Below are 25,097 nucleotides of genomic sequence, written 5' to 3'. Positions count from 1 at the left end.
CCCCTCCTGCTCACTGCTAGCTGCCGGTCGGGCACTGTTGGGCCAGCGACCGGTCCTCGTCGGAGAGGGTGGGGCTGGTCGACGGGCTGGTGGAGGGGGTCGTGCTGGGCTTGGGGGAGCCGGACGCGTCCGAGGACGGGGTGCCGTCGGTCTTGCCGGTGGCGGTGTCGGCGCCCTTCTGCTGGTCCTTCTTGGCCTTCTCCGCGGCGGCGGCGCTGGACTTGTCGATGGCTTCCTTGGTCTGGCAGACCTTCGCCTGGTGCTCGAGCTCGTCCGCGGTCCTGCGCGCGTCGGCGAGGTCGCTGGCGGCGATCGTGGCCGTGACGTACTTGCGCTGGTTCTGCGGTAGGTACTTGAGTTCGATCCCGGGGCGGTCCTCGTGGACCTTCGACAGGTCGAGCCAGGCCAGCTTCTGCTCGATGCCCTGGTAGATCGCCGCGTGGTCGCCCTTGACGCCCACGTAGTACTGCGTCTGGGTCCAGCGGTACGCGCCGTAGAGGCCGCCGCCGACGACGCCGAGGACGACCAGCAGGATCAGCGAGCGCTTGAGCCAGCGGCCGCGCTTGCGGGGCTTGCCCAGCTCCTCGTCGTCGTACCCGCCGAAGCCGCCCGTGGGCGTGCCGACCTGCGGGTTGCCGCTGCCGGGCGGGCCGAAGGCGCCCTCGGGGGCCGGCGGGCGGCCGAGCTCGGAGGCGCGGCCGGCCGGGGTCTGCAGGTGCCGCGGGTCGGACAGCGGCAGGTGGTGCCGGCTGTCGGCGACGGCGCCCACGACGACGGGCGTGTCGTGCAGCTGCACGGCCAGGGTGTCGCCGTCGTCGATGTCCAGGACGTCGGCGACGATGCAGGTGATGTTGTCGGGGCCGCCGCCGCGCAGGGCGAGCTGGATCAGCTCCTGCACGGTCTCGGCGGGCGCCTGGTACCCGGCGAGGGTGTCCTCGAGGGTCTGGTGGCTGACGACGCCGGACAGGCCGTCGGAGCAGATCAGGTAGCGGTCGCCGGCCCGGACCTCGCGGATCGACAGGTCGGGCTCGACCTGGCCGCGGCCGTCCAGGGCGCGCATCAGCAGCGAGCGCTGCGGGTGCGTGCCGGCCTCCTCCTCGGTGATCCGGCCCTCGTCGACGAGCCGCTGCACCCAGGTGTGGTCCTGGGTGATCTGGGTGAGCACACCGTCACGCAGCAGGTACGCACGGGAGTCGCCGACGTGCACCAGACCGAGCCGCTGCCCCGTCCAGAGCAGCGCGGTGAGCGTGGTGCCCATGCCCTCCAGCTGCGAGTCCTCCTCGACCATGACGCGCAGTTGGTCGTTGGCCCGCTGCACGGCGGTGGCGAGGGAGGTGAGGATGTCCGAGCCGGGGATGTCGTCGTCGAGCGGCACGAGGGTGGAGATCACCTCGGAGGAGGCGACCTCACCGGCGGCCTGGCCGCCCATGCCGTCGGCGATGGCGAGCAGCCGCGGACCGGCGTAGCCGGAGTCCTCGTTGCCCTCCCGGATCATTCCCTTGTGCGAGCCGGCGGCGAAGCGCAACGACAGAGTCATGCGCACCTCGCCCGTCGGCTCCGGGTACATCCGCACGCTGCCCACCCTCTCGCTCGCGCTCGCTGGCTGTGCTCGCCCATTGTGCGACTACTTCCGCAGCTCGATGACGGTCTTGCCGATGCGGATCGGCGCACCGAGCGGGATCGGGGTCGGCGTGGTGAGCCGGTTCCGGTCCATGAAGGTGCCGTTGGTGGATCCCAGGTCCTCGACGATCCAGTTGCCGTCGCGGTCCGGGTAGATCCTGGCATGACGGCTGGACGCGTAGTCGTCGTCGAGCACGATCGTGGAATCGTGCGCCCGGCCCAAGGTGATCGTCTGGCCCTGCAGCGCGACCGTGGTGCCCGCGAGCGAGCCCTCGGAGACCACCAGCTTGGTGGGGGCGCCGCGCCGGGCCCGGTTGTTGTTCTGCTGCTGGCGGCCCTGCGCAGCCGGCGCCTGCTGGCGCTGCTGCGGGGGACGCGACTGGGCCTCGCGGCGCCCGGCCGCGCGCTGGGTCACCCGGGTCCCGAACAGGTCGCTGCGGATGACCTGCACGGCCACGATGACGAACAGCCACAGTACGGCGAGGAAACCCAACCGCATGACCGTCAGGGTCAGCTCTGACATTGCCCCCGCTTCACCCTTCGGCTTGCCGGTACACGATGGTGGTACTGCCCACGACGATCCGTGAACCGTCGCGGAGCGTAGCGCGCTGGGTGTGCTGTCCGTCCACCACGATGCCGTTCGTCGACCCGAGGTCGACGACCGTCGAGGGCGATCCCGCCCTGATCTCGCAGTGGCGGCGGGACACACCGGGGTCGTCGACCCGGACGTCGGCCTCGGTGCTGCGGCCGAGTACCAGGGTCGGACGGGAGATCTGGTGGCGTGTGCCGTTGATCTCGATCCAGCGGCGTACGTTCATGGTGGCGCCCCCGGCGGCCGTGGGGCCGCCTCCGGGGAGCCGGGTGACCGGCGCGGCGCCGGGCGGCGGGCCGGCCGGAATCGGCGGCGGGCCCGAGGGGCGCTGCGGGGCCTGCGGCGGGTAGCCGTAGCCGCCGCGGCCCGCGGGGGGCTGCTGCTGGTACTGCTGTTGCGACTGCTGCTGTTGCTGCTGTTGCTGCGACTCGCTGGAGGCGAGGGTGCGGCTGCGCACCCGGTACAGGCCGGTGTCGAGGTCGTCGGCCTTCTCCAGGTTCACCTTGATGTTGCCCATGAAGGTGTAGCGCTGCTGCTTGGCGTAGTCGCGCACCATGCCGGCGAGCTCCTCGCCGAGCTGGAGGGCGTAGGGGCTCAGCCGCTCGTAGTCGGAGGTGCTGAGTTCGACGATGAAGTCGTTGGGGACCACGGTGCGGTCCCGGTTCCAGATCGTTGCGTTGTTGTCGCACTCACGCTGCAGGGCACCCGCGATCTCCACGGGCTGGACCTCGGACTTGAACACCTTGGCGAAGGTGCCGTTCACGAAGCCCTCGAGACGCTGCTCGAACTTCTTGAGTACTCCCACGGTGCACCTCCCTCCTCGAGGTCCTGCGGTCGCACACGGCCTCCGCCGTGATCTTCCGGTCCGATCCTTCCGGTACTGCTTACTGATCGTATCCACGCGCTGGGAAAACCGCTGGTTCCCCGGCAGCTCCCACGGGACCGGTGTCAACAGTGACACGGTCCGCGGCCGCTCCCCCACAGGGATGGTAGAGGCGGCCCCTGCCAGTGTCCCGCAACAGAGGACGGTTCCCCTCGCTCGGGGGTGCCCGGAAACGGATGTGATTCCACCCTGAGCAGCGTGCTAATGTTCTGGGTGTCGGAAGGGGCTGACGCACCGGACGGGGAAGACCCCCCAAGGTGTGAAGGACTCCGGAGGACAACACCCATGCGCGGGTGGCGGAATAGGCAGACGCGCTGGATTCAGGTTCCAGTGCCCGAAAGGGCGTGGGGGTTCAACTCCCCCCTCGCGCACAGAGCGGGAACGGGTCTTCGACCGTGACGGAAGTCGCAGTCGGGGGCCCGTTTCTCGTGTTGGTCCAAGGATCGGTCGGGCCGCCCGGCCGGTCGGTGGTGTCCTGACGTACCGGAGCCCCCTCGCAGGCCGTTCGCGGTCGGCGAGGGGGCTCTTGTGTGCGGGTGACGTCCGGCTGTGAGGCGTGTCACTCAAGTGGTGGGTGCCGGGTGGCCGGTTGGCGTCCGGTGCCCCGCGCAGGGGGTCCGGCACGTCCGGTTCCGGCCCTTCGGGCGGTCGGGGCAGCGAGGAGGCCGTACCGGCTGACACAGGGGGAACGACAAGGGTTCGGCGGGTGAACATCATCCGCCCGCCCCGGTTGTGCGCTGGTGCTGCTTCCGGGGCCGCCGGGACGACTGTTACGGTCCATGACCATTGTGTGGGGGTGCGGGCCGGGGGGCTCGTGGAATCGTGCGGCGCGAGTGCGCCGCGACACGGCTGCCGTTGTGCCGCCCCGCTTTCTTCGTGACTTCCGGGAGGAACGGGCGGCCAGACGTGCCCGCGTCCGTGTCGCCGTCGTGACTGCCGCCCTGTCGTGCGCGGTTGCCGTCGGCTACGGCCCGCCGCCGACGCCGGCCCACGCCGCGGGCCCGCAGGAGACGGTCATCCCGGCCGAACCCCGTCCGATGCCGCAGCCGGCGTCGCTGCTGGGTGCCGGGGCTTCGGGATTCCTCGAGTACCGCTCGGCGCCCCGGGGTCTGTGGTGGACCCGTGACGACGGCACCCGGGTCCCGGTGGAGGAGACGACCGGTCCGGGCCCGGCCGGCACCTACGGAACCTCGGACGTCGTCGCCCTCGTGCACCAGCACCAGGTCGTCCTGCGGGACATGACGGACGGCACCGAGGACACCGTCACCGTGCCCGACGGGCAGTACTACGTGCAGACGTACGGGCGGACCGTCCTCACGGCCCGGAGCGTCGACGGGGAGGGCAGCGAACCGCACCTCCTGCGCGACGACCACGGCACCACGGTGGAGATCCCGATCACCGGGCTTCCGGAGGGCTCGGTCTTCCGCCACTTCCCCCACGGGTCCAGCGACGGATTCCTGGTGTACGTGTCCGTCCCCTGGGCCACCGCGCCCTCCTACGCCTGGGTCGACGTGGCCACGGGCAGGGCCACGCTCCTTCCCCCGGGCGTCGCCGACTTGTCCTCGGTGATCGATGCGCGGTACGTGGTGAGCCGGACGTCCGGCGAGGTGGCGCTCTACGCGCACGGCGAGTGGGACGCTCCCGCACACACCGTCGCGCTGTCCGCCGACGCCGCGGTCGTGGGCACGGTCGGCGACGCCCTGGTCGTGGCGCGCCACGTACCGGAGTACGGCACGGTGGAGACGTCGGCGGCCGTGTGGCGGTTGTCCGCGGTGCCCTTCGACGGCTCCGCCGAGCGACCTCTCGTCACCCGCGCGTCCAGGACGGTGGTACCGGCCTCGGACGGGAGTCTGGTCTTCGCGGGGGGGCGAGTCCGCCCTCGACTACGGGATCGGGAGGATCACCGCCGACGCCGACGGGCGCCCGCACGCCGCGCGTGTCGTCGACCTGCCGCCCGTTCCCATGACCGTCAAGGGACTGGTGGTGTCCAACGGCCGGCTCGTCACGCTGGAGAACGGCAACGGCCAGACCGCCTTCCACGGCCGCGACCTCAGCGGCACCACCCAGGTGACGTACGGCGAGTGGCGGCAGGTGGCACCCCTCCCCCGCAGCCACTACAACTGCATCGCGGACTGCCCCCGGTTCACGGCCACCGGCGACGGGCGCGTCGCCTACACGGGTTTCGCGAACGCCGGTACGGACGACGCGCAGAGTCCCTACGCCATGAGCGACGGCCCGGCGAGCACGGTCACCGAGCACGCCACGGCCTTCTCCGGCGCCGAGGACGTCGCACTCAGCACGGCTTCGGGCCGGACGAGGGTCGTCTGGTACCGGCACGGCAAGGCCAACTACAACTTCACGGACCTCGACACGGGCAGCGTGCTGCGCAGCCTCCCGCAGGGTTCGGACTGGGCCCTGTGGGGCCGCACGCTGTGGACGTCGACGGGGCCGACGGGCGTGACAGCCCAGGACGTTCGCACCGGCGCACGGATCGCCACCTTCCCGCTGACGGGGTGCTCCGGCCCCGCGGGCCTGGCAGCCGTCGGCCGCTGGGTGCGGTGGGTGTGCCTGAGCGGGAGCACGGTCAAGGGCGGCGTCTACAACACCGTGACCAAGAAGCAGGTCGCGCTTCCCGACACCGGCACCGAACGGCTCGGCGACGGCTTCGTCGTCTCGCGTGGGAGCAACGGCGCCCTGACGCTCTACGACGTCCACACGGCACCGTGGTGAAGCGGACGCTCGCCGACCAGTCCGGCTCCTGGTCGGTGGACCCGTACACCGGCTACGTCGCCTATTCCGACGCGGCCCAGAACGTCCACGTACTCAACGCCTCCGTGCCCGCTTCCCCCTTGAGCGTGCCGGACGCGCAGGTCGGGACGACCGTCGAAACCGATTCCACCCCCGTGGGCTGGCGCGGGAAGTGGTGGCTCTCGAAGCCCGCGGCGTCGTGGAAGCTGGTGGTCAAGCGCAAGGCGACCGGTGCGGGCGTGCGGACGGTGAGCGGCGGTGCGGCCCGGGCCACGGTCAGTGCCCCGCCTGGGACGGCCGGGACGCCAAGGGTGCCCTCCTGCCCAACGGTGCGTACACCTGGACGCTCAGCGTGGCCCCCGCCGACGGCTCCGGCGCGGTGATGACGACGTCCGGCGCCGTGAAGCTGAGCGGTGGAACGGCCGTACGACGGGGCTTCACGGGTGGTGACGGCATCGGCGAACTGCTGACGCTCAGCTCTTCCGGCACCCTCGCCCTCCAGAAGGGCGACGGCGCCGGGAAGTTCTCCGGCACCCTGTCGGGTACGGGGTGGCCCGGCACCGTCACCGCCGTTCCCTTCGGCGACCTGAGCGGTGACCGGTGCAACGACGTGGTCGTGCGTTTCGGCAGCGGCACCCTGAGGGCGTACGAGCCGGGCTGCGGCAAGGCGGTCACGCCGTCGACCCCGTACACCTCCCTGGGCACCGGCTTCCAGCAGTACAACGTGCTGACCTCGCCGGGTGACGTGACCGGTGACGGGCGTGCCGACCTGATCGCGCGCAAGTCGTCCAACGGCGACGTCCACCTCTTCGCCGCGACCAGCGGCGGGAAGCTGGCGGCGGGCAAGCGGATCCGGGCGTCGTGGGACGAGTAGAAGAAGCTCATAGGCGCGGGCGATCTCAACGGTGACGGGTTCGGCGATCTCCTGGCGCAGGACAAGTCGAACGAGCTGTGGCGCTACGAGGGCGACGGCAAGGGCGCGTTCAAGGCCAGGGTCCTGGTCGCCAGGGACTGGGGCGTCACCTACAACACGGTCGTCGGCGCCGGTGACATCACGGGCGACGGCAAGGCCGACCTGGTGGCCCGGGACACCGCGGGCGTCCTCTACCGGCAGACCGGGCACGGCAACGGCACCTTCGCCGCGCGAGTGAAGATCGCGTCGGGCTGGAAGGGCTACAGGAGCGTGTCCTGAGCCGTTCCCGGACGCGGAACACGGCCCGGTTTTCCGCCGGAGCGTCCGGGAGGCGGCGTGCGGCTCACCAGCCGACGTGGCGGGCGTCGTGCTCGCCGACCGGGGGTTCGCCGCCGGCCTCGGCGAAGGCCTGGAGGGCCTGGACGAGGTGGCGGCGCTGTCCCGGGGGCATGGCGTCGACGATGCGGGCGATCTCGGCCCGGCGGCGCTCCGTGACGTCGTTCACGGTGCGCCGTCCGGTCGCGGTCAGCGAGATGACCGTCGTGCGCCGGTCGGTGGGGGAGGCGTCGCGGGCGACCATGTCGACCGTCACGAGCCGGTCCAGCATGCGCAGCGCCGTGGAGGGCTGCACGCCCAGTTCCGCGGCGAGCTGCGAGAGGTTCAGCGCCCCGTGGGTCTCGAGGACGACCAGCATGCGCAGTTGGGGCAGGGTCAGGGCCTCCTCCACCGCCGCGAGCGAGCGGGCGGAGACGGCGACGAGGAGCCGGGACGCGGTCAGCAGGGCGCTGACCATCTCCTCGGCGGTGCTCCCGGGGCCGTCGGCGCCGGAGGAGGAGTCGGACGAAGCACGGGAGCCGGTGGCCATGGGTCCTTTCTACCGCTACCGCGGCCTCGTACGGGTCTGTACGGCACTCAGGTGAACGGCCGCGGCGCCGGGAACCCACGCCCGGGACGAGCCGTTGAGCGATTGGGCAAAGGAATCGTCAAGGGGCGCGGCCCGCGCCGGAATGAGCAGGGAGATCCCATGGGTGTCAGCCTTTCCAAGGGCGGCAATGTCTCGCTGACGAAGGAGGCCCCGGGACTGACCGCGGTCACCGTCGGTCTGGGCTGGGACGTCCGCACGACCACCGGCACCGACTTCGACCTCGACGCGAGCGCGCTCCTGGTCAACGCCGAGAGCAAGGTCGTCTCGGACAAGCACTTCGTGTTCTTCAACAACCTGAAGAGCCCGGAGGGCTCGGTGGAGCACACCGGCGACAACCTCACCGGCGAGGGCGAGGGCGACGACGAGCAGGTCAAGGTGAACCTGGCCACCGTGCCGGCCGAGGTCGAGAAGATCGTCTTCCCGGTGTCGATCTACGACGCCGAGAGCCGCCAGCAGTCGTTCGGCCAGGTGCGTAACGCCTTCATCCGCGTGGTGAACCAGGCCGACAACAACGAGCTCGCCCGCTACGACCTGTCCGAGGACGCCTCGACGGAGACGGCGATGGTCTTCGGCGAGCTCTACCGCAACGGCGCCGAGTGGAAGTTCCGCGCCGTCGGCCAGGGTTACGCCTCGGGCCTGCGCGGCATCGCGCAGGACTTCGGCGTGAACCTGTGAGGTAGCCGTACGCCCGGGCGCACGGGCACGTACGACGGGAGGGGCCGCGTGGCGCATGCCACGCGGCCCCTCCGTGCGTGGGGGCGGCCGGGACGGGGTCAGGCGACCCGCGCGGCGAGCTCCTTGGCCTTGGCGGCGGCCTGCTCGTGGGCCTTGGCGCGGGAGGCGTCGGAGGCCTCGACGAGGCCGGACATGGCCGGGACCGCACGGGCCAGGGTCAGCTCGGGGACGATGAACTCGACGTCCGTGATGCCGAGGCCGCCCTCCAGGACCTTCGTCAGGTAGGTGGTGACGAACTCGAAGTCCTCGCGCGGGGTCCCGGGGCCGTAGCCGCCGCCGCGGCTGGCCACCACGACGACCGGGGTGTCCGCGGCGGAGGGCCGTTCGCCCCCGGTGCGGCCCAGGATGATCACCTGGTCGAGCCAGGCCTTGAGGGTGCTGGGGATCGAGAAGTTGTACATCGGCGCGCTGATCAGCAGGGCGTCGGCGCGCTCCAGCTCGTCGGCCAGTTCGTTCCGCAGCGGGTGCTCGGCGCCGCCCACGTGGTGGGCCGCGTCGAGGTGCGGCACGGGCTCGGCGTTCAGGTCGCGGTAGATCACCTCACCGCCCGGGTGCTGGGCCTCCCACTCCTTGCGGAAGGAGTTCGCCACGTCGCGGGACGCGGAGGTGTCGGAGGGCCAGATGGACGAGTCGAGGTGCAGCAGCGTGGGCATGGGGGTGCCTCCACTTCCATAAAGTTCGCAGTAAAGAATTCGTGCGCAACTAGTGCTATCACAGGACCTTACTTTTCTGCAGTGAGTGATGGCAAGCCGGGTACCCTTGTGGCCATGGGACAGGGGACTGAGCCGGCCGCGCACGACGCGGAGCCGTGCGCGAAGGTCGACGTCGGGTTGACCCGCGTCTTCGGGATCCTCGGCAAGCGCTGGAGCGGCCTGATCGTGGCCGTCCTCACGCATCGTCCGGCGTACTTCGTCGAGCTGCGCCGGGCCATCCCCAGGATCAGCGAACGGATGCTCTCCGACCGGCTCACGGAGCTGGCCGAGGCGGGCATCGTCGTCCGCGAGGTGGACCCCGGGCCCCCGCTGCGGGTGAGCTACCGGCTCACCGAGGCGGGCGAGGCGCTCGGGCCGGCCCTGGGGGAGCTGGGGTCGTGGGCCGAGAAGTACCTCCCCGACGGTGCCGCCGCCTGCACCGAGGCCGCGCAGGCCTGCACGGAGGGCGCGGAGGCCGGGCGATGAGGCCGGGACGCCTGCCGCTGAGGCCAGGCGCCTGCTACTGAGCCCCGGACGCCGGCCGCGGGCCGGTCAGTCCCGGCGCTCCGGGGCGTGGTTGTAGCGGGTCAGGTACGCGGCGAACCGCGCCAGGTCCCCCTCGTCCCAGTCCGCCAGCCTCCCGCGGACGCTGCGCCGGGCCGCCCGGGTCGCCTCCGCCAGGAGTGCCGCGCCCGCCGTGCTCGGCAGCAGCACCTGGACGCGGTGGTCGGCGGGGTCGGAGCGCCGTTCGACGAGGCCGAGCCGTTCCAGGGTGGCGACCTGGCGGCTGACCGTCGACTTGTCGAGCAGGAACGCCTGGGCGAGGTCCGTGGCCCGGCAGTTCCGGCGCTCGCTCATGTGGGCCAGCAGCGTGTACGCGACCAGGGACAGTTGCGGGTGCATCCGGGCGGCCGCCGCGCGGGCGCGGCGGGCGAAGGCGGTCATCTCGCGGTGGATGGTCTCCACCGAGGCGTTTTTCCCGGCCTGCATGCTTGTAGGTTACATCTGACCGGATCGGGACGGTTTCCCCCGGTTCGTTCCCAGGTCAGACGGGCAAGGGCAGCTCGAACCAGACGACCTTGCCGACCGCCTTGCGACTGGTGCCCCAGCGCCTGGAGAGGTTGCTGACCAGGGCCAGGCCGCGGCCCTCCTCGTCGTCTGCGTCCGCGCGGCGCAGCTGCGGCAGGTTGTGGTCGTCGTCGGTGACCTCGACCATCAGCTTGCCGACCCGCATCAGCCGCAGCGACACCTCGTGCGAGGCGACCCGCAGCGCGTTGGTCACCAGCTCGCTGACCAGCAGCTCGGTCAGGTCGCTGAGCCCGTGCAGCCCCCATCGCGCGAGCTGCTCGCGGGTGAGCGCACGGGCCCGCCGGACGTCGGAGATGTCCATCGCCAGCCGCCACTCGGCGACGTCCTCGGGCGGGATGCCCTGGAAGTTGGCGACCAGCAGCGCCACGTCGTCGCGGCGGTCGTCGGAGTGGACACGGCTGAGGATCTGCTCGCAGACGTCCTCGGGGGTCTGCTGCGGTTCGATGACGTTGGAGCACAGCGCCGCCAGGCCCGCGTCTATCCCCTGGCCGCGCACCTCCACCAGGCCGTCGGTGCAGAGCACCAGCCAACTGCCGTCCGGGACGGGGATCTCGACCGTCTCGAAGGGCACTCCGCCGACGCCGATCGGGGCGCCCTTGGGGATCTGCAGCAGCTCGCTGCGGCCGTCGTGACGGGCCAGCACGGGAGGGATGTGGCCGGCGTTGGCGAGGGTCAGGGTGCGGTGGATCGGGTCGTAGACCGCGTACACGCAGGTCGCCAGGTGCTCGGCGCCGAGGCGGTGGGCCAGGTTGTCCAGGTGCCGCAGCAGCTGCGCGGGCGGCAGGTCGAGCGCGGCCATCGTGATCACGGCGGTGCGGAACTGGCCCATCACGGCGGCCGACAGCAGACCGTGGCCCATGACGTCGCCGACGATCAGCGCCACGCGGCCGCCGGGCAGCTGGATGGCGTCGAACCAGTCCCCGCCGACCTGGGCCTGGCGGTCGCCGGGCATGTAGTGGTGCGCGATCCGCACCCCGGGGATGCGGGGCGGGCGGGTCGGCATCATGCTGCGCTGCAGCGTCGCGGCGGCGCGCGACTCCAGCCGGTGCAGCCGGGCGTTGTCCAGGTGCACGGCGCCCCGGGCGGCGACCTCGGCGGCGGTCGCGGCGTCCTTGGCGTCGAAGGGACGGCGGCCGGGATGGCGCAGGAAGCACATCCGCCCCAGCACCGTGCCGCGCGCGGTGAGCGGTACGACGACCATCGACCGCTCGGGAAGTAACGGGCCGAGCCCGGGCACGCCCAGGTCGAGCGCGATGTCCCGGGCGAGGGCGGGGTCTATCACCGGTACGAGCAGCGGCTCGCTCAGCCGCGGGGTGGAGTCGGCGGGCAGCGGGATCAGCTCGCCCTCCGGCAGGGCCGCCGCCCACGGGCCGGGGGTGGTGCCGGTGTGGGCCACGGCGACCCGGCGGGCGATGATCGTGTCCCCGGACAGGTCGTCCTTCGGCGGCTCGGTGTCGGAGAACAGCTGGTCGACGACGAGGACGGCGGCGAAGTCGGCGAACCGCGGCACGGTGACCGCGCACAGCTCGCGGGCGGTCGTCTCCAGGTCGAGGGTCGTGCCGACCTTGGCCCCGGTCTCGCGCAGCAGGGCCAGTTGCTCGTCCAGCACGTGGCCAGGGGCGAGCGAGGGGCTGGGCGCGGCCACGGGGACCAGCGCCGGCGCCGCCGCGTCGGCCCGCGGCCCCGGCAGCAACTCCGGGTGCGGGGCGGGCCGGGTGGGCCGGGCGGTGCGGCCGGTGGCCGGGTTCACGGGGGGCGGCGCCACGGTCGTGCCGTACTCCTCGGGGAGCACGGGGAGCAGCACCGTGCCGTCGACCTCCACCGCCGGGTAGCCCAGGGGCACGATCTGACGGACGATCCGGTCCAGCCGCCCCGCGCTGACCCGGGGCAGCACCGAGCCCAGCCGGCCGGCCAGGTGCTCGGCGTGCGCGGGGTCGGCGACCGGGGCGAGGCGCGGGGTGATGCGGACGGCGCCGCGGGCGATGGTGCCGTCGGCGGTGTAGGGCAGCAGGTGGTCGCCGAGCGCGAGGCGCGGCCCGGTGTCGCGCAGCGGACGGGCGTTGGCGGCGATCACCAGCAGGCTCCGGCCGGCCGGCTCCATGATCCGGTAGGACCACCACACCACGTCCTTGACGCCGCCGTCGCGGTCGGTGGTGGGCAGCGCGCCGGCCCAGGCGGACCGCGTGAGCTCGTCCAGCACCTCCAGGGCGTCCTGCTCCCCGGGGTGGCGGCCCGCGGTGTGCGGCAGCAGTCCGGCCGCCGGGCGGCCGAACACGCCCTCCCAGCGGTGGCCGAAGAGTTCCTCGGCACCGCGGTTCCAGTACGAGATGTCGCCGTCGGGGCCGACGCAGAGCACGGCGAGGCGTACGAGCGCGGAGACACCGGTGGCTGCGAGCGGGGTCGTGGTCGTGGGAAGCCTGGTCATCTCGTCCAACGTCGGGCACCTGAGGTTCGGCTGCGGTTCGGCGCGGAAGGCTGAAAGAGCATCAGGGTCGGGTCTTCACCGTCCAGGCAAGCATGAAACATCGGGCGGGGTCCGGTAAATGGCTAGATTGCCCCCAGGAGTGACCAACCGGGCATGGCCCAAGGGGAGGGAGAACACATGGAGCACAGGCTCCCGCACGTCGCGGGATTCCAGAGGTGGCCGCACGACGGCGCGCCCAAGCAGGAGGGCAAGGCGCTGCGGGAGCGGGTACCGCGCGAGGCGCACGCGGTGTTCGCCCCGGGTCCCGACCGGCCGGGCACGGTGGAGGCGGTGCGGGAGTCCGGCCTCGGGCGCATCCCGGGACTCGTCCCGCTGCGGGTGGGGAGGATGGCGGCGAGCCCCTTCGCCTTCCTGCGCGGTTCGGCCGGGCTGATGGCCGCCGACCTCGCGGGCGGCCCGGTCACCGGGATCGGCGCCCAGATCTGCGGCGACGCGCACGCCGCCAACTTCGGCCTGTACGGGGACCATCTGGGCCGGCTCGTCATGGACATCAACGACTTCGACGAGACCGTGGCCGGCCCCTGGGAGTGGGACGTCAAGAGGCTCGCCGCCTCCCTGGTGCTGGCCGGGCGCGAGGCCGGGGCGGACGAGGACGCGTGCCGGGGCGCCGCCTTCGACGCCGTGGGCGCGTACCGGCGGACCATGCGGCTGCTGGCGAAGATGCCGGTGCTGGACGCCTGGCACGCCATCGCCGACGAGGAACTGGTCGCGCACGCCGACGCCCGCGACCTGGCGGGCACGCTGCGCCTGGTGGCCGGGAAGGCGCGCCGCAACACCAGCGCCAAGTTCGCGGCAAGGGCGACGGAGGAGGTCGCGGGCGGCGGCCGGCGCTTCGTCGACGCGCCCCCGGTGCTGCGCCGGGTGCCGGACGAGGAGGCGGCGGCGGTCGCCGGGGCCCTGTCGCAGGACGGCTATTTGGCGACGATCGGCGAGGACCGGCGGCCGCTGCTGGCCCGGTACGCGGTGCACGACGTGGCGTTCCGGGTGGTCGGGACGGGCAGCGTGGGCACCCGCTCGTACGTGGTGCTGCTCCTGGACCACCTCGGGCAGCCGCTGGTGCTGCAGGTGAAGGAGGCCCGTCCCTCCGCGCTGCTGCCGTACCTGGGGAAGGCCGGGTTCGACGCCCCCGTGGCGGAGCACGAGGGGCGGCGCGTGGTGCTCGGCCAGAAGCGCATGCAGGTCGTCAGCGACAGCCTGCTGGGCTGGGCCGACGTGGACGGCCGGCCGTACCAGGTACGGCAGTTCCGCAACCGCAAGGGCAGCGTCGACCCCGCGGAGCTGGAGGCCGGCCTGATAGACGACTACGCGCGGATGACGGGCGCGCTGCTGGCCAGGGCGCACGCGCACTCCGCTGACCCGCGGCTGATCGCCGGCTACTGCGGCAAGGGCGAGCAACTGGACGAGGCGGTCGCGGCCTTCGCGGTCGCCTACGCCGACCGGACCGAGGCGGACCACGCGGAGTTGGTGGCGGAGGTGCGGGCCGGGCGGATCGCGGCGGAGGAGGGCGTGTGAGGGCACGGGCGCCGGTGGGCCGGGGGCAGCTACCAGGCCGTAGGCTGTGACCGGCGCCCCCCACTCCTCGTAGGCTGGACCGGTGACGAATTCCCCCGGCACCGAGTCGGCCCCCGGCACCGAGTCGGCCGCCGCATCCTCCGAACCCCAGGACCGGCTGGCCCAGGCGGTGCGTGCCGCCGAGCGCGCCCTGATCGAGTTCGAGATCGCGGTGGAGACCTTCAGGGTGGAGGTCGAGAACTTCTCCCGGCTGCACCACCAGAAACTCGGCCCGATGTACGCCCGGCTCGACGAGCTCGACGCACTGATCGCGGAGGCGGTCGCGGCGAAGAGCGGCTCCCGTGAGGACATCCAGCGCGCCTGGGAGGCGCGGGCCCTCGTGATGCCGATGCCGGGGGTGGAGGAGCTCTTCGAGGGGCTGCTCGGCACCGACGGGGTCAGGCCGCAGGAGGACCCGAACCCGCCGCGCCGCGTGCGGCCGGGCAAGGAGGCGCAGCGGCTCTACCGCGAACTGGTCCGCAAGGCCCACCCCGACCTGGCGCAGGACGAGGCCGAGGTCGAGCGCCGCAGCGCGTTCATCGCCCGGGTCAACGAGGCGTACACCTACGCCGACGAGCAGCGGCTGCGCGAGCTCGCGGAGGAGTGGGAGGCCGGGCCGGTCCCGGAGGAGGCGCAGCCCAGCGAGGCCGAGGTGCTGTACGCGCGGCTGGAGTGGCTGGCGCAGCGCAAGGAGCAGCTGGCCGCGCTCGCGGGCGAGCTGGAGAACAGCGCGATCGCGCAGATGATGAAGCTGGCCCCGGACGACCCGGACGGGCTGCTCAACGAGATCGCGGAGAGCCTCCTCAACCAGGTCGCCAACCGCGAGGCCCGGCTGGCGGAGCTGGTGCGGTCCTCGAAGGGGTCCGGTTAGCGGGTCGGGTACGTTCGACCTGCACGCCCAGACCGAAGGAGTCCGTCCCATGTTCAACGCCCAGCTGCCCGCGGTGGACGCCGCGCAGGTCCCCGCCGACGGCTACCTGCTCGACGTGCGGGAGCACGACGAGTGGGACGCCGGGCACGCAGAGGGCGCGGTGCACATCCCGATGGGCGAGGTCGTCGCCCGTCTCGACGAGGTCCCGGCGGACCGCCGGGTGCACGTCGTGTGCCGGGTGGGCGGCCGCTCGGCGCAGGTGACCCAGTACCTGCTCGCGCAGGGCCTCGACGTGGTGAACGTCGACGGCGGCATGCTCGGCTGGGACGCCGCGGGCCGCCCGCTGGTGTCGGACGGCACGGGCCCGGCGCACGTGCTCTGAGGCCCCCGAGGGGCCGTGCCCGTCCGTTCCCGACGCTCAGGCCTCGGCGGCCAGCAGGTCGCCGAGTTCCTCCTCGTGGGCGGCGGCGGGGCCGAGGGAGAGCTCAAGCTGCTTGGCCCAGGCGTGGTAGCGGTGCAACGGGTACTCGGTGTCGGCGCCGAAGCCGCCGTGCAGGTGCTGCGCGGTCTGCACCACCCGTCGTACGCCCTCCGAGGCCCAGATCTTGGCCACCGCGACGTCGGCCGGGTCCAGCCGCCATGCGGCCTGCCAGCAGGTGACCTCCATCGCCCGCAGGTCGATGTAGCGGTCGGCGGACTGCACGGCCACCGCCTGGAAGGTGGCCAGCGGGTGCCCGAACTGCTCGCGCCGGGAGGTGTAGGCGCCGGTCATGCGCAGGACGGCGGTGCCGAGCCCGAGGGCCAGGGCGCAGGTGCCGGTGGTCAGCAGCCCGCGCAGCCGGTCCCAGGCGCCGTCGGCGGTGATCACGTCCGGCGCGGGGACGCGGACGGCGTCCAGCCGCAGCTCGGCGTGGCGCTCCCCGCTGGTCGAGATCTGTCCGGCCGCGGTGACCGCGGCGCGGGGGACGACGGCGACGACGGTGCGGCCGTCGGCGGCGGAGGCCGGGACCAGGACGTGGTCGGCGTGCGGGGCCCAGGGGACGGCGGTCTGGACGCCGTCGAGCAGCCAGTCGCGGGGGGACCCGGTCCCGCTCCTGTCGTCGGCTCCGTCGGCGGGCCGCGCGGTGACGGCCAGCTCCGCGCCGTCGTGGCCGGTGCGGCCCGCGGAGGCGACGGTCAGCACCAGCTCGCCGCGGGCGACCGCGGGCAGCAGCCGGGCGCGCAGCTCGCCGGAGCCGTCGGCCTGCACGGCGAGGGCGGCGGCGCAGGTCTCCAGCAGCGGCACCCGGGCCAGTACCGCCCCCGCCTCGCGCAGCACCAGGCACAGGGCGACCGGGTCGAGGCCGGCCCCGCCGTACGTCTCGTCGAGCACCAGGCCGAGGAGGTCGGCCGAGGCCAGGCGGCCCCACAGCGGGCGGTCGAAGTCCTCGGCGACGGCCCCGGCGGTCAGGGCGGGGCTCGGCACGGCGTCGGGGGCGACGCCGGAGAACACCGCCCGTGCCGCCTCGACGGCCGCCAGCTGCTCCTCGCTGAAGCTGAAGTCCATGGGCCGGCCTCCCGGGCGCATCGATTCTGACGGTCTGTCAGATTAGGTGGACCGGGCCGGGAAGTCCACATCCCCGTCGCCATCCCCGCTGCCGCCCCTCGGCCCCGCCCGTAGCCGCGCCCCCGCCCACGCCGTGCGACCCGTGGCCCGTGCTGACCGGGACGGCTGTACCGCATGCGTGGGGCATGAGTACCGTTCCGTGCGGAGCGGTACGCGGGGAAACAGGAGCGGAGACCACGATGGAGCCACCCGAGGAGTCCGGGGGACCGGCTGCGATAGCCACGCTGTCGCAGCCCGGGCGGATCGTGCTCGCGCTGGGGCTGGCCGCGGCGGCGGTCGGCGTCGCGGTGCACCTGCTGATGGTCTTCCTGCACGTCGCGCCGGCGAACACCGCCACCAAGAAGCACGGCGACCTGGTCGGTTCCTACGTCTACCCCGAGTTCGAGCAGAACTGGAAGCTCTTCGCGCCCAATCCGCTCCAGCAGAACATCCACGTGTGGGCGCGCGCCGAGGTGCGCAAGGACGACGGCGCCGCCGAGGTGACCGGCTGGGTCGACCTCACGGCCATGGACGTGGCCGCCATCAGGCACAACGTCGCGCCCAGCCACACCGAGCAGAACGAGCTGCGCCGGGCGTGGAGCTTCTACGCGGCCTCCCACGGTGAGGACGACAAGCCCATCGGCATGCGCGGCGAGCTGAGCCGGCAGTACCTGCAGCGCATCGTCGAGCACCGCTTCGGGCCCCGGCTCAACGGCGGCGACGTCGTCCGCCTGCAGGTGCGGACCGGCACCACGGCGGTCGCGGCGCCCACCTGGAGCCCCGAGAAGACCGACACGCGCACCACCTTCCAGGTGCTGCCCTGGTGGAGCTCGGACGTGGCGGACGAGGACAAGGGCGGGGCCGAGGACGAGGGTGGGGAGGAGGCGTCGTGAGCGAGGCAGTGAACGGGGCCGCACGCGAGGCGCACGAGGCCACGCACGATGGCGGAGGCGCGGCCGCCGAGGCCGCCGTGGACCGGGCCGCGCGCGTGCCGGCGCCCGCGGCCGCCCGGACGCCGGCCGCCCCCGTCCCGTCCCCCTTCGCCGGGCTGCTCGACTCCGCCGTCGGCGGTCTGTTCCGCGGCCTGGCCCGGATCACCGGCACCACCGTCGGCTCCTACCAGACCGCCGTCGTACGGATCGGCGTCGCGCTGACCTGGCTGCTGTTCCTGCTGCGCGAGTGGCCGCACCGCCACGAGCTCTACGGGCCCGACGGGGTCTGGAGCTGGGACCTGGCGAACCGGCTCGTCGCCGACAACCACGCCTTCACCGTGCTGCTGTGGGGCAGGGCCGACGCCTGGTTCGAGCTCGTCTACGCGGGCGCGATCGCGGCGAGCGTGATGCTGCTGCTCGGCTGGCGCACCCGCACGGCCTCGCTGCTGTTCATGATCGGCGTGCTCTCCCTGCAGAACCGCAGCGTGTTCGTGGGCGACGGCGGCGACAACGTGATCCACCTGCTGGCGATCTACCTCGTCTTCACCCGGTGCGGGCAGGTCTGGTCGCTCGACTCCCGCCGCCGGGCCAGGGGACGGGACGGCGACGGCGCGGGGATCGCGCTGTGGATCGTCCTCGGGCTCGTGCTCGCGGTGGCGCAACTGCTCGGCCGTACCGGTCTGACCTGGACCGACGGACTGCTGCCCTGGCTGGGCTGGACCCCGTTCCTGTGGGGCTTCCTGCTGCTCCAGGCCGTGTGGTGGGCGGTGCGCCGCTACGCCCCGGGCGAGCCGCGCACGGTGCTCGACATGCTCGCCGGCATCGTGCACGCCGCCGCCCTGCTGGTGATCGTCGTCGAGGTGTGCCTGATCTACTCCACGGCGGGCTGGTACAAGGTCCAGGGCTCGCGCTGGCAGGACGGCACCGCGCTGTACTACCCGCTGCACCTGGACGACTTCAGCCCCTGGCCGGGGCTGTCCCACGCGATGGCCGCCAGCGGCCTGATGGTCATGGTGATCACCTACGGCACGGTGATCGTCCAGGTCGCCTTCCCCTTCACGCTCTTCAACCGCCGGGTGAAGAACGTGCTGCTCGCGCTGATGATGGTCGAGCACGCCTCTATCGCCGTCGTCCTCGGACTGCCGTTCTTCTCCCTGGCGATGATCGCCGCCGACGCGGTCTTCCTGCCCACCGGCTTCCTGCGCTGGGCGGGCGACCGGGTGGTGCGCCTGGTGCGGCGCGGCGGAGGCGCCGGCGGCCCCGGGAAGCCGGCGGACGCCGGGCCGCGTGACGCGCGGGAGACCGCGGGCGCGGCCGACGTGCGGGCGGTGGCGGGGCAACGAGGGCCGGGACCGGCCGGCGAGCCCGCCCCCTCTAACCTCGTGGTGTGAGCACCAGCCAGGACGACGCGGCCGAGCCCCTGCAGTACGACGACGGCTTCGGCCCCGAGGTCGGCGTCGGTCCGCACCCGCGGCCGTGGCCGGAGGGCGCGCGTTACGACCCCGAGCTGCTTGCGCACGGCGACCGCCGCAACGTGGTGGACGAGTACCGCTACTGGACGCGGGAGGCGATCGTCGCCGACCTCGACACCCGGCGCCACGACTTCCACGTCGCCGTCGAGAACTGGCAGCACGACTTCAACATCGGTTCCGTGGTGCGCACCGCCAACGCCTTCCTGGCCAAGGAGGTGCACATCGTGGGGCGGCGCCGCTGGAACCGGCGGGGCGCCATGGTGACCGACCGCTACCAGCACGTGCGCCACCACCTGGACGTCGCGGCGCTGGCCGCGTGGGCGGCGGCGGAGGACCTGCCGATCATCGGGATCGACAACCTTCCCGGCGCCGTGCCGCTGGAGACCACCGAGCTGCCTCAGCGCTGTGTGCTGCTCTTCGGGCAGGAGGGGCCCGGTCTGACCGACGAGGCGTGGAAGCACGCCGCGGCGGTCTGCTCGATCGCCCAGTTCGGCTCCACGCGGTCGATCAACGCGGGCGCGGCGGCGGCCATCGCGATGCACGCCTGGATCCAGCGTTACGCGCGGGTGGGTACGGAGCAGCCCCGTCCGGAGTGACAGGGCTGCTCCGGACGGGGCTGTCGATGATGCGGGTGGGCGGGCCGGCCCGGGTCAGGCCTGGCGGCGGACCTCGATGACCCGGAAGCGGCTCGCGACGAAGGCGCCGTCGCACAGGGCCGCGTTGGCGGCCGGGTTGCCGCCGGAGCCGTGGAAGTCCGAGAAGGCGGCCGTCTGGTTGACGTACACCCCGCCGGTCAGGTTGAGGGAGAGCTGGGCGGCCTCCTCCAGGCAGACCTCCTCGAGCTGCCGTTCCACCTCGCCGGAGGTGGTGTAGGCGCCGACCGTCATGGCGCCCTTCTCCCGGACGGTGCGGCGCAGCAACTCGACCGAGTCCTCCGTGGAGTCCATGGCGACGGCGAAGGCGACCGGGCCGAAGCACTCCGACAGGTAGGCGGCCTCGTCGTCGGGCTTGGCGCCGTCCAGCTTCACGATCACCGGGGTGCGGACCACGGCGTCCGGGAAGTCGGGGTGCGTGACCTCGCGGGAGGCGAGCGCGACCTCGCCGAGGGAGGCGGCCGCCTCCAGGCGGGCCTTCACGTCCGGGTTGACCAGGGCGCCGAGCAGGGCGTTCGCCCGGGCGTCGTCGCCGAGCAGCCCGCCGACGGCGGCGGACAGATCGCCCACCACCTCGTCGAAGCCCTTGTGGCCGTCGTCGGTGGCGATGCCCTCGCGCGGGATCAGCAGGTTCTGCGGGGTGGTGCACATCTGGCCGCTGTACAGGGACAGCGAGAAGGCCAGGTTGGACAGCATGCCCTTGTAGTCGTCCGTGGAGTCGACGACGACGGTGTTGACGCCGGCCTTCTCCGTGAAGACCTGGGCCTGGCGGGCGTTCTCCTCCAGCCAGTCGCCGAAGGCGGTGGAGCCCGTGTAGTCGATGATGCGGACCTCGGGGCGCAGCGCCAGGGTCTTGGCCAGGCCCTCGCCGGGCCGCTCGGCGGCCAGGCAGACCAGGTTCGGGTCGAAGCCCGTCTCGGCGAGCACCTCGCGGGCGATCCTGACCGTCAGCGCCAGCGGGAGCACCGCGCGCGGGTGCGGCTTGACGACGACCGCGTTGCCGGTGGCCAGGGAGGCGAAGAGGCCCGGGTACCCGTTCCAGGTGGGGAAGGTGTTGCAGCCGATCACCAGCGCGACGCCGCGCGGCACCGGCGTGAAGTCCTTGCGCAGGGTCAGCGGGTCGCGCTTGCCCTGCGGCTTGACCCACTCGGCCGTGCCGGGGGTGCGGACCTGCTCCACGTAGGCGTAGGCGACGGCTTCGAGGCCACGGTCCTGCGCGTGCGGGCCGCCGGCCTGGAAGGCCATCATGAAGGCCTGGCCGGAGGTGTGCATGACCGCGTGGGCCATCTCCGTGGTGCGCGCGTTGATCCGGGCCAGGATCTCCAGGCAGACCAGGGCCCGGTTCTCCGGACCGGCCTCGCGCCAGGCGGGCATCGCGGCCTTCATCGCGGGGAGGAGCACGTCGACGTCCGGGTGCGGGTACTCCACGCCCAGCTCGATGCCGTACGGGGACACCTCGCCGCCGGTCCAGCCGTCGGTACCGGGCTGGTCCAGGTCGAAGCGGGTGCCGCGCAGGGCGTCGAACGCGGCCTGGGCGGTCTCGCCGTCCGCGTATGCCTTCGGGTGCTCGGGGTACGGGGACCAGTACTCACGGGTACGGATCGCCTCGAGCGCCTTGTCGAGCGTCTCGCGGTGCGTTTCGACCGACGGGACAGCGGTGAGATCGGCAGCCATGGGGCCAACTCCTCGTCGAGCTGGATTGGGGTGGGCAGGGTGCTGGCTTCCCCGCTAGATTAACCGAATGTTCGGTCGGGACAAGGGGGCCGACCCAAGCTGTGGACAACCGGCGAGGAGCAGTGGCGGCGATGAGCGCTCTTGACCGATCTTGCACGGTCGCGGTGGTGGGCACGGGGACGATGGGCCAGGGGATCGCCCAGGTCGCGCTGGTGGCGGGGCATCCCGTACGCCTCTACGACGCGGGCCCGGGCCGGGCCGAGCAGGCCGAGCGGGCCATAGGGGAACGGCTGGACCGCCTGGTCGAGAAGGGCCGGTTGTCCGCCGAGGAGCGCGACGCGGCCCGCGGGCGCCTGTCGGCCGTCCGGGAGATCGAGGAACTGGCGGGCGTGTCGCTCGTCGTCGAGGCGATCCTGGAGGACCTGGGGGCGAAGCAGCAGCTCTTCACGGCACTGGAGTCGGTGGTCCCCGAGGACTGCCTGCTGGCGACCAACACCTCCTCCCTGTCGGTGACGGCCGTGGGCGGCGCGCTGCGCCTTCCGGGACGTTTCGTGGGCCTGCACTTCTTCAACCCGGCCCCGCTGCTGCCCCTGGTCGAGGTGGTCTCCGGTGCCGCGACCGACGAGGCGGCCGCCAGGACCACGTACGACACGGCCGCGGTCTGGGGCAAGACGCCGGTGCGCTGCACCGACACCCCCGGCTTCATCGTCAACCGCGTCGCGCGCCCCTTCTACGCGGAGGCGTTCCGGCTCCACGAGGAGCGGGTCGCGGACCCCGCCACCATCGACGCGGTGCTGCGGGAGAGCGGCGGCTTCCGGATGGGCCCGTTCGAGCTCACGGACCTGATCGGCCAGGACGTCAACGAGGCCGTCACCCGCTCGGTGTGGGACTCCTTCTTCCAGGACCCGAAGTTCACGCCCTCGCTCGCCCAGCGGCGGCTGGTGGAGTCCGGGCGGCTCGGCCGCAAGAGCGGGCACGGCTGGTACGACCACGCCGAGGGCGCCGCTCCTCCGGCGCCCCGCACTGCGGGGCCGGAGAAGCCGCCCGCCGAGGTCACCGTGTGCATGGGCGGCCGCGGTCCGGCCGCGGTGCTGCCCCAGCTGATCGCCGAGGCCGGCATCGAGGTGCTCGACGGGGAGGTCGCGGACCCCGAGGACGGGTACGTGGAGCTGCCGGGCGGCGGCCGGCTCTACCTCGCGGACGGCGGCCCGGCCACCACGGGCCCGGCCGTCGACTACGTGCAGTTCGACCTGGCGCTGGACTACCGGGCGGCGACCCGGATCGCCGTCGCCCCGTCCGACTCCGCGCGCCCGGAAACGGTGCAGGCGGCGATCGGGCTCTTCCAGGCGCTCGGCAAGAAGGTCAGCGTCATCGAGGACGTCCCGGGCATGATCGTCGCCCGTACCGTGGCGATGCTGGTGGACTTCGCCACCGACGCCGTCGCCCGTGGCGTGGCCTCGCCGGAGGACGTCGACGCCGCGATGCGGCTGGGGGTGAACTACCCGCGCGGTCCGCTGGCCTGGGGGGAGGAGCTGGGCTTCGAGTGGGTCCGCGAGGTGCTGCGCAACCTGCACCAGGCGTATCCCGGCGGGCGCTACGCGCCGTCCCGCCCGCTGGACCGCCGCGCGGCGGCCGAGGGGGGACTGCTCTAATCATGACCATGGCACAGCGCGACGGCTCCGCCCCCAAGAGGGACACGTACACCCCGGACTCGCTGCTGGCCGTGGCCGTGGCGGTCTTCATCGAGCGCGGTTACGACGGCACGTCCATGGAGCACCTGTCGCGGGCCGCCGGCATCTCGAAGTCCTCGATCTACCACCATGTGCGGGGCAAGGAGGAGCTCCTGGAGCGTGCCGTCGGCCGTGCCCTGGACGGTCTCTTCGGCATCCTGGGGGAGCCCGGGGCGAGCGGCGGGCGCGCCGTGGAGCGGCTGGAGTACGTCACGCGCCGCACCACCGAGGTGCTGATGACGGAACTGCCCTACGTCACCTTGCTGCTGCGGGTGCGCGGGAACACCACGACCGAGCGGGCGGCCATGGAGCGCCGCAGGGAGTTCGACCACCGGGTCGCCGACCTGCTGAAGTCGGCCGTCGCCGAGGGGGACCTGCGCGGGGACGTGGAGCCCAGGCTGGCGACCAGGCTGCTCTTCGGGATGATCAACTCCATAGTCGAGTGGTACCAGCCGCACGCGGCCGGTACCCGGGAGCACGACGACGCCGCGGTCGTGGACGCCGTCGTGCGGCTGGCCTTCGACGGGCTGCGCGTCTCTTGACGCTGGTCCAGACCAGCCATCACGATCAGGGCCATGCCACTCGCCACACGTGCCCGCCTGTACTGCGCCGTCGCGGCCGCCGTCCTGCTGCTCGCCGGGTGCGGCGGCGGTGACGACGGCCCGCAGGCCGCCGACGCCACGCCACCGGAGGACTTCGGCTGCCTCACGGCCGCGCAGGCGAAGTCCGGCTCCGTCGGCTACGACGACACCGACGCCAACCCGGTGGACGCCTGGTTCGCCGGCAAGGGCGACACCGCTGTGCTGCTGATGCACCAGGCGGACGGCGACATGTGCCAGTGGATGCCGCAGGCGGACCTCCTGGTGAAGGACGGCTACCGGGTGCTGGTCGTCGACTCCAACGGCAGTGAGGTGCCCGAGGTCCTGGGCGGGGTGGGGTTCCTGCGTGCCAAGGGCGTGCGGCACGTCCTGCTGATGGGCGCTTCCAAGGGCGGCACGGCCGTCCTGGAGGGTGCCGCCTCCGTGGAGCCGCCGGTAAACGCCGTTGTCTCGCTCTCCGCGCCCGAGACCTACGGGACGATGGACGCGAGCTCCGCGGTGCCCCGGCTGACGGTGCCCGTGCTCTACATGGCGGCGGCGGGCGACACCGCGTTCGCGGAGTCGACCGAGGCGCTGAGCAAGGCGACCAAGAAGGCGTCCGAGAACCGGCTCGAGATCGTCAGCGGGCCCCAGCACGGCGTGGGCATGCTGACCTCCGACCCCAACTGGGCCACCGTGACGGCCTTCCTGAAGAAGTACGCCGGCTAGGCCCGGCCCAGCCCGCCGGAGGGGCCGGCGGATCAGTCGGTCAGTACCCGGTCGGTCTCCTCGAAGACCAGCAGGGTGCGGCTGCTGAGCACCTCGGGCACCGCCTGGATGCGCGTCAGCACCAGTTCCCGCAGGCTGCGGTTGTCGGGGGTGTGGACGAGCAGCAGCACGTCGAAGTCCCCGGACACCAGGGCGATGTGCGCCACCCCCGGCAGCTCCAGCAGTTTCTCCCGAACGGTGCGCCAGGAGTTCTGCACGATCTTCAAGGTGATGTACGCGGATGCGCCGTGACCTGCGCGTTCGTGGTCGACGCGGGCGGTGAAACCGCGGATGACGCCGTCCTCGATGAGCCGGTTGATCCGGGCGTAGGCGTTGGCGCGGGACACGTGGACGTGCTCGGCCACCGAGCGTATGGACGCCCGGCCGTCCTCCTGCAGGTAGCGCAGGATCGCCCGGTCGATGGCGTCCAGCGGACGCACCGCCGCCGGACCGGTGTCCGCCGCCGCTGCCTGCGGTCCCGGGGCGCCGCCCCGAGAAATTTGGGAATCCGTCACGCCCCCGAGCCTCCCTAGCATGGACGTACTGGCTCCATCTCAGGGTGTGGAGAACCGTTTGTCCACAGGCGGGACACACCTGTAGC

General features: G+C 72.7%; 23 protein-coding genes, 1 tRNA gene and 1 pseudogene. 15 read left to right on the top strand and 10 right to left on the bottom strand.

The features are described 5' to 3' along the window. Positions 1-16: 16 nt before the first annotated feature. The 3 genes from ACZ7MY_RS23970 to ACZ7MY_RS23960 are packed head-to-tail and all read right to left on the bottom strand — an operon-like array spanning position 17 to position 3,017. Positions 17-1,567 carry a PP2C family protein-serine/threonine phosphatase gene (locus ACZ7MY_RS23970; protein WP_499605025.1) on the bottom strand — a complete coding sequence of 517 codons (1,551 nt, stop codon included), beginning with the start codon at positions 1,565-1,567 and terminating at the stop codon, positions 17-19. Positions 1,568-1,624: 57 nt separating this feature from the next. Beyond that, positions 1,625-2,143, bottom strand: coding sequence for an FHA domain-containing protein FhaB/FipA (locus ACZ7MY_RS23965; RefSeq protein WP_499604578.1), 519 nt, complete (start codon positions 2,141-2,143; stop codon positions 1,625-1,627). Positions 2,144-2,153: 10 nt separating this feature from the next. Beyond that, positions 2,154-3,017 carry an FHA domain-containing protein gene (locus ACZ7MY_RS23960; protein WP_499604576.1) on the bottom strand — a complete coding sequence of 288 codons (864 nt, stop codon included), beginning with the start codon at positions 3,015-3,017 and terminating at the stop codon, positions 2,154-2,156. 365 nt (positions 3,018-3,382) lie between these two features. Here ACZ7MY_RS23960 and ACZ7MY_RS23955 point away from each other — a divergent pair. The 4 genes and pseudogenes from ACZ7MY_RS23955 to ACZ7MY_RS23940 all read left to right on the top strand — a co-directional run. Continuing rightward, a tRNA-Leu gene (locus tag ACZ7MY_RS23955) sits at positions 3,383-3,466 on the top strand. A gap of 1,591 nt (positions 3,467-5,057) precedes the next feature. Beyond that, positions 5,058-5,825 (top strand): hypothetical protein, encoded by a 768-nt coding sequence (locus ACZ7MY_RS23950; protein WP_499604574.1) that lies wholly within the window; start codon positions 5,058-5,060, stop codon positions 5,823-5,825. A 370-nt stretch (positions 5,826-6,195) separates the two neighbouring features. After that, positions 6,196-6,717: an FG-GAP repeat domain-containing protein gene (locus ACZ7MY_RS23945; protein ID WP_499604573.1), complete on the top strand. Its 522-nt coding sequence runs from the start codon at positions 6,196-6,198 to the stop codon at positions 6,715-6,717. A gap of 9 nt (positions 6,718-6,726) precedes the next feature. Next, positions 6,727-6,864: pseudogene (locus ACZ7MY_RS23940) on the top strand (FG-GAP repeat domain-containing protein); the annotation flags it as partial. Positions 6,865-7,099: 235 nt separating this feature from the next. On the opposite strand, the gene ACZ7MY_RS23935 reads toward ACZ7MY_RS23940, so the two are convergent. Continuing rightward, positions 7,100-7,621: a MarR family winged helix-turn-helix transcriptional regulator gene (locus ACZ7MY_RS23935; RefSeq protein WP_499604571.1), complete on the bottom strand. Its 522-nt coding sequence runs from the start codon at positions 7,619-7,621 to the stop codon at positions 7,100-7,102. A gap of 159 nt (positions 7,622-7,780) precedes the next feature. Between ACZ7MY_RS23935 and ACZ7MY_RS23930 the strand changes: the two genes are divergently transcribed. Further along, on the top strand, positions 7,781-8,356 hold the full coding sequence (locus tag ACZ7MY_RS23930; RefSeq protein ID WP_431959002.1) for a TerD family protein: 576 nt from the start codon (positions 7,781-7,783) through the stop codon (positions 8,354-8,356). A 98-nt stretch (positions 8,357-8,454) separates the two neighbouring features. Here ACZ7MY_RS23930 and ACZ7MY_RS23925 read toward each other — a convergent pair whose 3' ends face one another. After that, entirely contained in the window at positions 8,455-9,069 is a 615-nt protein-coding gene (locus ACZ7MY_RS23925) for an FMN-dependent NADH-azoreductase (RefSeq protein WP_499604569.1), read from the bottom strand. 114 nt (positions 9,070-9,183) lie between these two features. On the opposite strand from ACZ7MY_RS23925, the gene ACZ7MY_RS23920 reads away from it, so the two are divergent. Beyond that, the gene (locus tag ACZ7MY_RS23920; protein WP_499604567.1) at positions 9,184-9,594 is read left to right on the top strand and encodes a winged helix-turn-helix transcriptional regulator; all 411 of its coding nucleotides are present in this window, start codon (positions 9,184-9,186) and stop codon (positions 9,592-9,594) included. Between the two features lie 66 nt (positions 9,595-9,660). On the opposite strand, the gene ACZ7MY_RS23915 is transcribed toward ACZ7MY_RS23920, so the two are convergent. Beyond that, a complete protein-coding gene (locus ACZ7MY_RS23915) occupies positions 9,661-10,098 on the bottom strand; it encodes a MarR family winged helix-turn-helix transcriptional regulator (RefSeq protein ID WP_499604565.1) in 438 nt (145 codons plus the stop codon). 55 nt (positions 10,099-10,153) lie between these two features. Then, the gene (locus tag ACZ7MY_RS23910; RefSeq protein WP_499604563.1) at positions 10,154-12,622 is read right to left on the bottom strand and encodes a SpoIIE family protein phosphatase; all 2,469 of its coding nucleotides are present in this window, start codon (positions 12,620-12,622) and stop codon (positions 10,154-10,156) included. Positions 12,623-12,799: 177 nt separating this feature from the next. Here ACZ7MY_RS23910 and ACZ7MY_RS23905 point away from each other — a divergent pair, with 177 nt between their 5' ends. From ACZ7MY_RS23905 to ACZ7MY_RS23895, 3 genes are all read left to right on the top strand, one after another. Continuing rightward, positions 12,800-14,194: a DUF2252 domain-containing protein gene (locus tag ACZ7MY_RS23905; protein WP_499604561.1), complete on the top strand. Its 1,395-nt coding sequence runs from the start codon at positions 12,800-12,802 to the stop codon at positions 14,192-14,194. A gap of 82 nt (positions 14,195-14,276) precedes the next feature. After that, positions 14,277-15,104 carry a hypothetical protein gene (locus ACZ7MY_RS23900; protein WP_499604559.1) on the top strand — a complete coding sequence of 276 codons (828 nt, stop codon included), beginning with the start codon at positions 14,277-14,279 and terminating at the stop codon, positions 15,102-15,104. 49 nt (positions 15,105-15,153) lie between these two features. Continuing rightward, positions 15,154-15,486 (top strand): rhodanese-like domain-containing protein, encoded by a 333-nt coding sequence (locus ACZ7MY_RS23895; protein ID WP_499604557.1) that lies wholly within the window; start codon positions 15,154-15,156, stop codon positions 15,484-15,486. 36 nt (positions 15,487-15,522) lie between these two features. On the opposite strand, the gene ACZ7MY_RS23890 is transcribed toward ACZ7MY_RS23895, so the two are convergent. Further along, complete coding sequence (locus ACZ7MY_RS23890) at positions 15,523-16,650, bottom strand: acyl-CoA dehydrogenase family protein (protein WP_499604555.1); 1,128 nt, start codon at positions 16,648-16,650, stop codon at positions 15,523-15,525. A 239-nt stretch (positions 16,651-16,889) separates the two neighbouring features. On the opposite strand from ACZ7MY_RS23890, the gene ACZ7MY_RS23885 reads away from it, so the two are divergent. From ACZ7MY_RS23885 to ACZ7MY_RS23875, 3 genes are all read left to right on the top strand, one after another. Next, positions 16,890-17,582, top strand: coding sequence for a DUF5819 family protein (locus ACZ7MY_RS23885; protein ID WP_499604553.1), 693 nt, complete (start codon positions 16,890-16,892; stop codon positions 17,580-17,582). 155 nt (positions 17,583-17,737) lie between these two features. Next, positions 17,738-19,012, top strand: a complete 1,275-nt coding sequence (locus tag ACZ7MY_RS23880) for an HTTM domain-containing protein (RefSeq protein WP_499605024.1) — start codon at positions 17,738-17,740, stop codon at positions 19,010-19,012. Further along, on the top strand, positions 19,009-19,689 hold the full coding sequence (locus tag ACZ7MY_RS23875) for a TrmH family RNA methyltransferase (RefSeq protein WP_499604551.1): 681 nt from the start codon (positions 19,009-19,011) through the stop codon (positions 19,687-19,689). Before ACZ7MY_RS23880 ends, ACZ7MY_RS23875 begins: the two co-directional genes overlap by 4 nt. Positions 19,690-19,743: 54 nt before the next feature. On the opposite strand, the gene paaN is transcribed toward ACZ7MY_RS23875, so the two are convergent. After that, positions 19,744-21,420, bottom strand: coding sequence for a phenylacetic acid degradation protein PaaN (gene paaN / locus ACZ7MY_RS23870; protein ID WP_499604549.1), 1,677 nt, complete (start codon positions 21,418-21,420; stop codon positions 19,744-19,746). A 131-nt stretch (positions 21,421-21,551) separates the two neighbouring features. Between paaN and ACZ7MY_RS23865 the strand changes: the two genes are divergently transcribed. Genes ACZ7MY_RS23865 through ACZ7MY_RS23855 form a run of 3 tightly spaced genes read left to right on the top strand, consistent with a single transcriptional unit; the run spans position 21,552 to position 24,457 of the window. Next, positions 21,552-23,072: a 3-hydroxyacyl-CoA dehydrogenase gene (locus ACZ7MY_RS23865; protein WP_499604547.1), complete on the top strand. Its 1,521-nt coding sequence runs from the start codon at positions 21,552-21,554 to the stop codon at positions 23,070-23,072. Positions 23,073-23,074: 2 nt separating this feature from the next. Next, positions 23,075-23,692: a TetR/AcrR family transcriptional regulator gene (locus ACZ7MY_RS23860; protein ID WP_499604546.1), complete on the top strand. Its 618-nt coding sequence runs from the start codon at positions 23,075-23,077 to the stop codon at positions 23,690-23,692. A 33-nt stretch (positions 23,693-23,725) separates the two neighbouring features. Beyond that, positions 23,726-24,457 carry an alpha/beta hydrolase family protein gene (locus tag ACZ7MY_RS23855; protein WP_499604544.1) on the top strand — a complete coding sequence of 244 codons (732 nt, stop codon included), beginning with the start codon at positions 23,726-23,728 and terminating at the stop codon, positions 24,455-24,457. Between the two features lie 32 nt (positions 24,458-24,489). On the opposite strand, the gene ACZ7MY_RS23850 is transcribed toward ACZ7MY_RS23855, so the two are convergent. Further along, positions 24,490-25,032: an Lrp/AsnC family transcriptional regulator gene (locus ACZ7MY_RS23850; RefSeq protein ID WP_499604542.1), complete on the bottom strand. Its 543-nt coding sequence runs from the start codon at positions 25,030-25,032 to the stop codon at positions 24,490-24,492. Positions 25,033-25,097 lie beyond the last annotated feature (65 nt).

The sequence above is a fragment of the Streptomyces sp. NPDC111520 genome (assembly GCF_055635295.1).
This window is presented reverse-complemented; position numbering and strand designations above follow the sequence as displayed.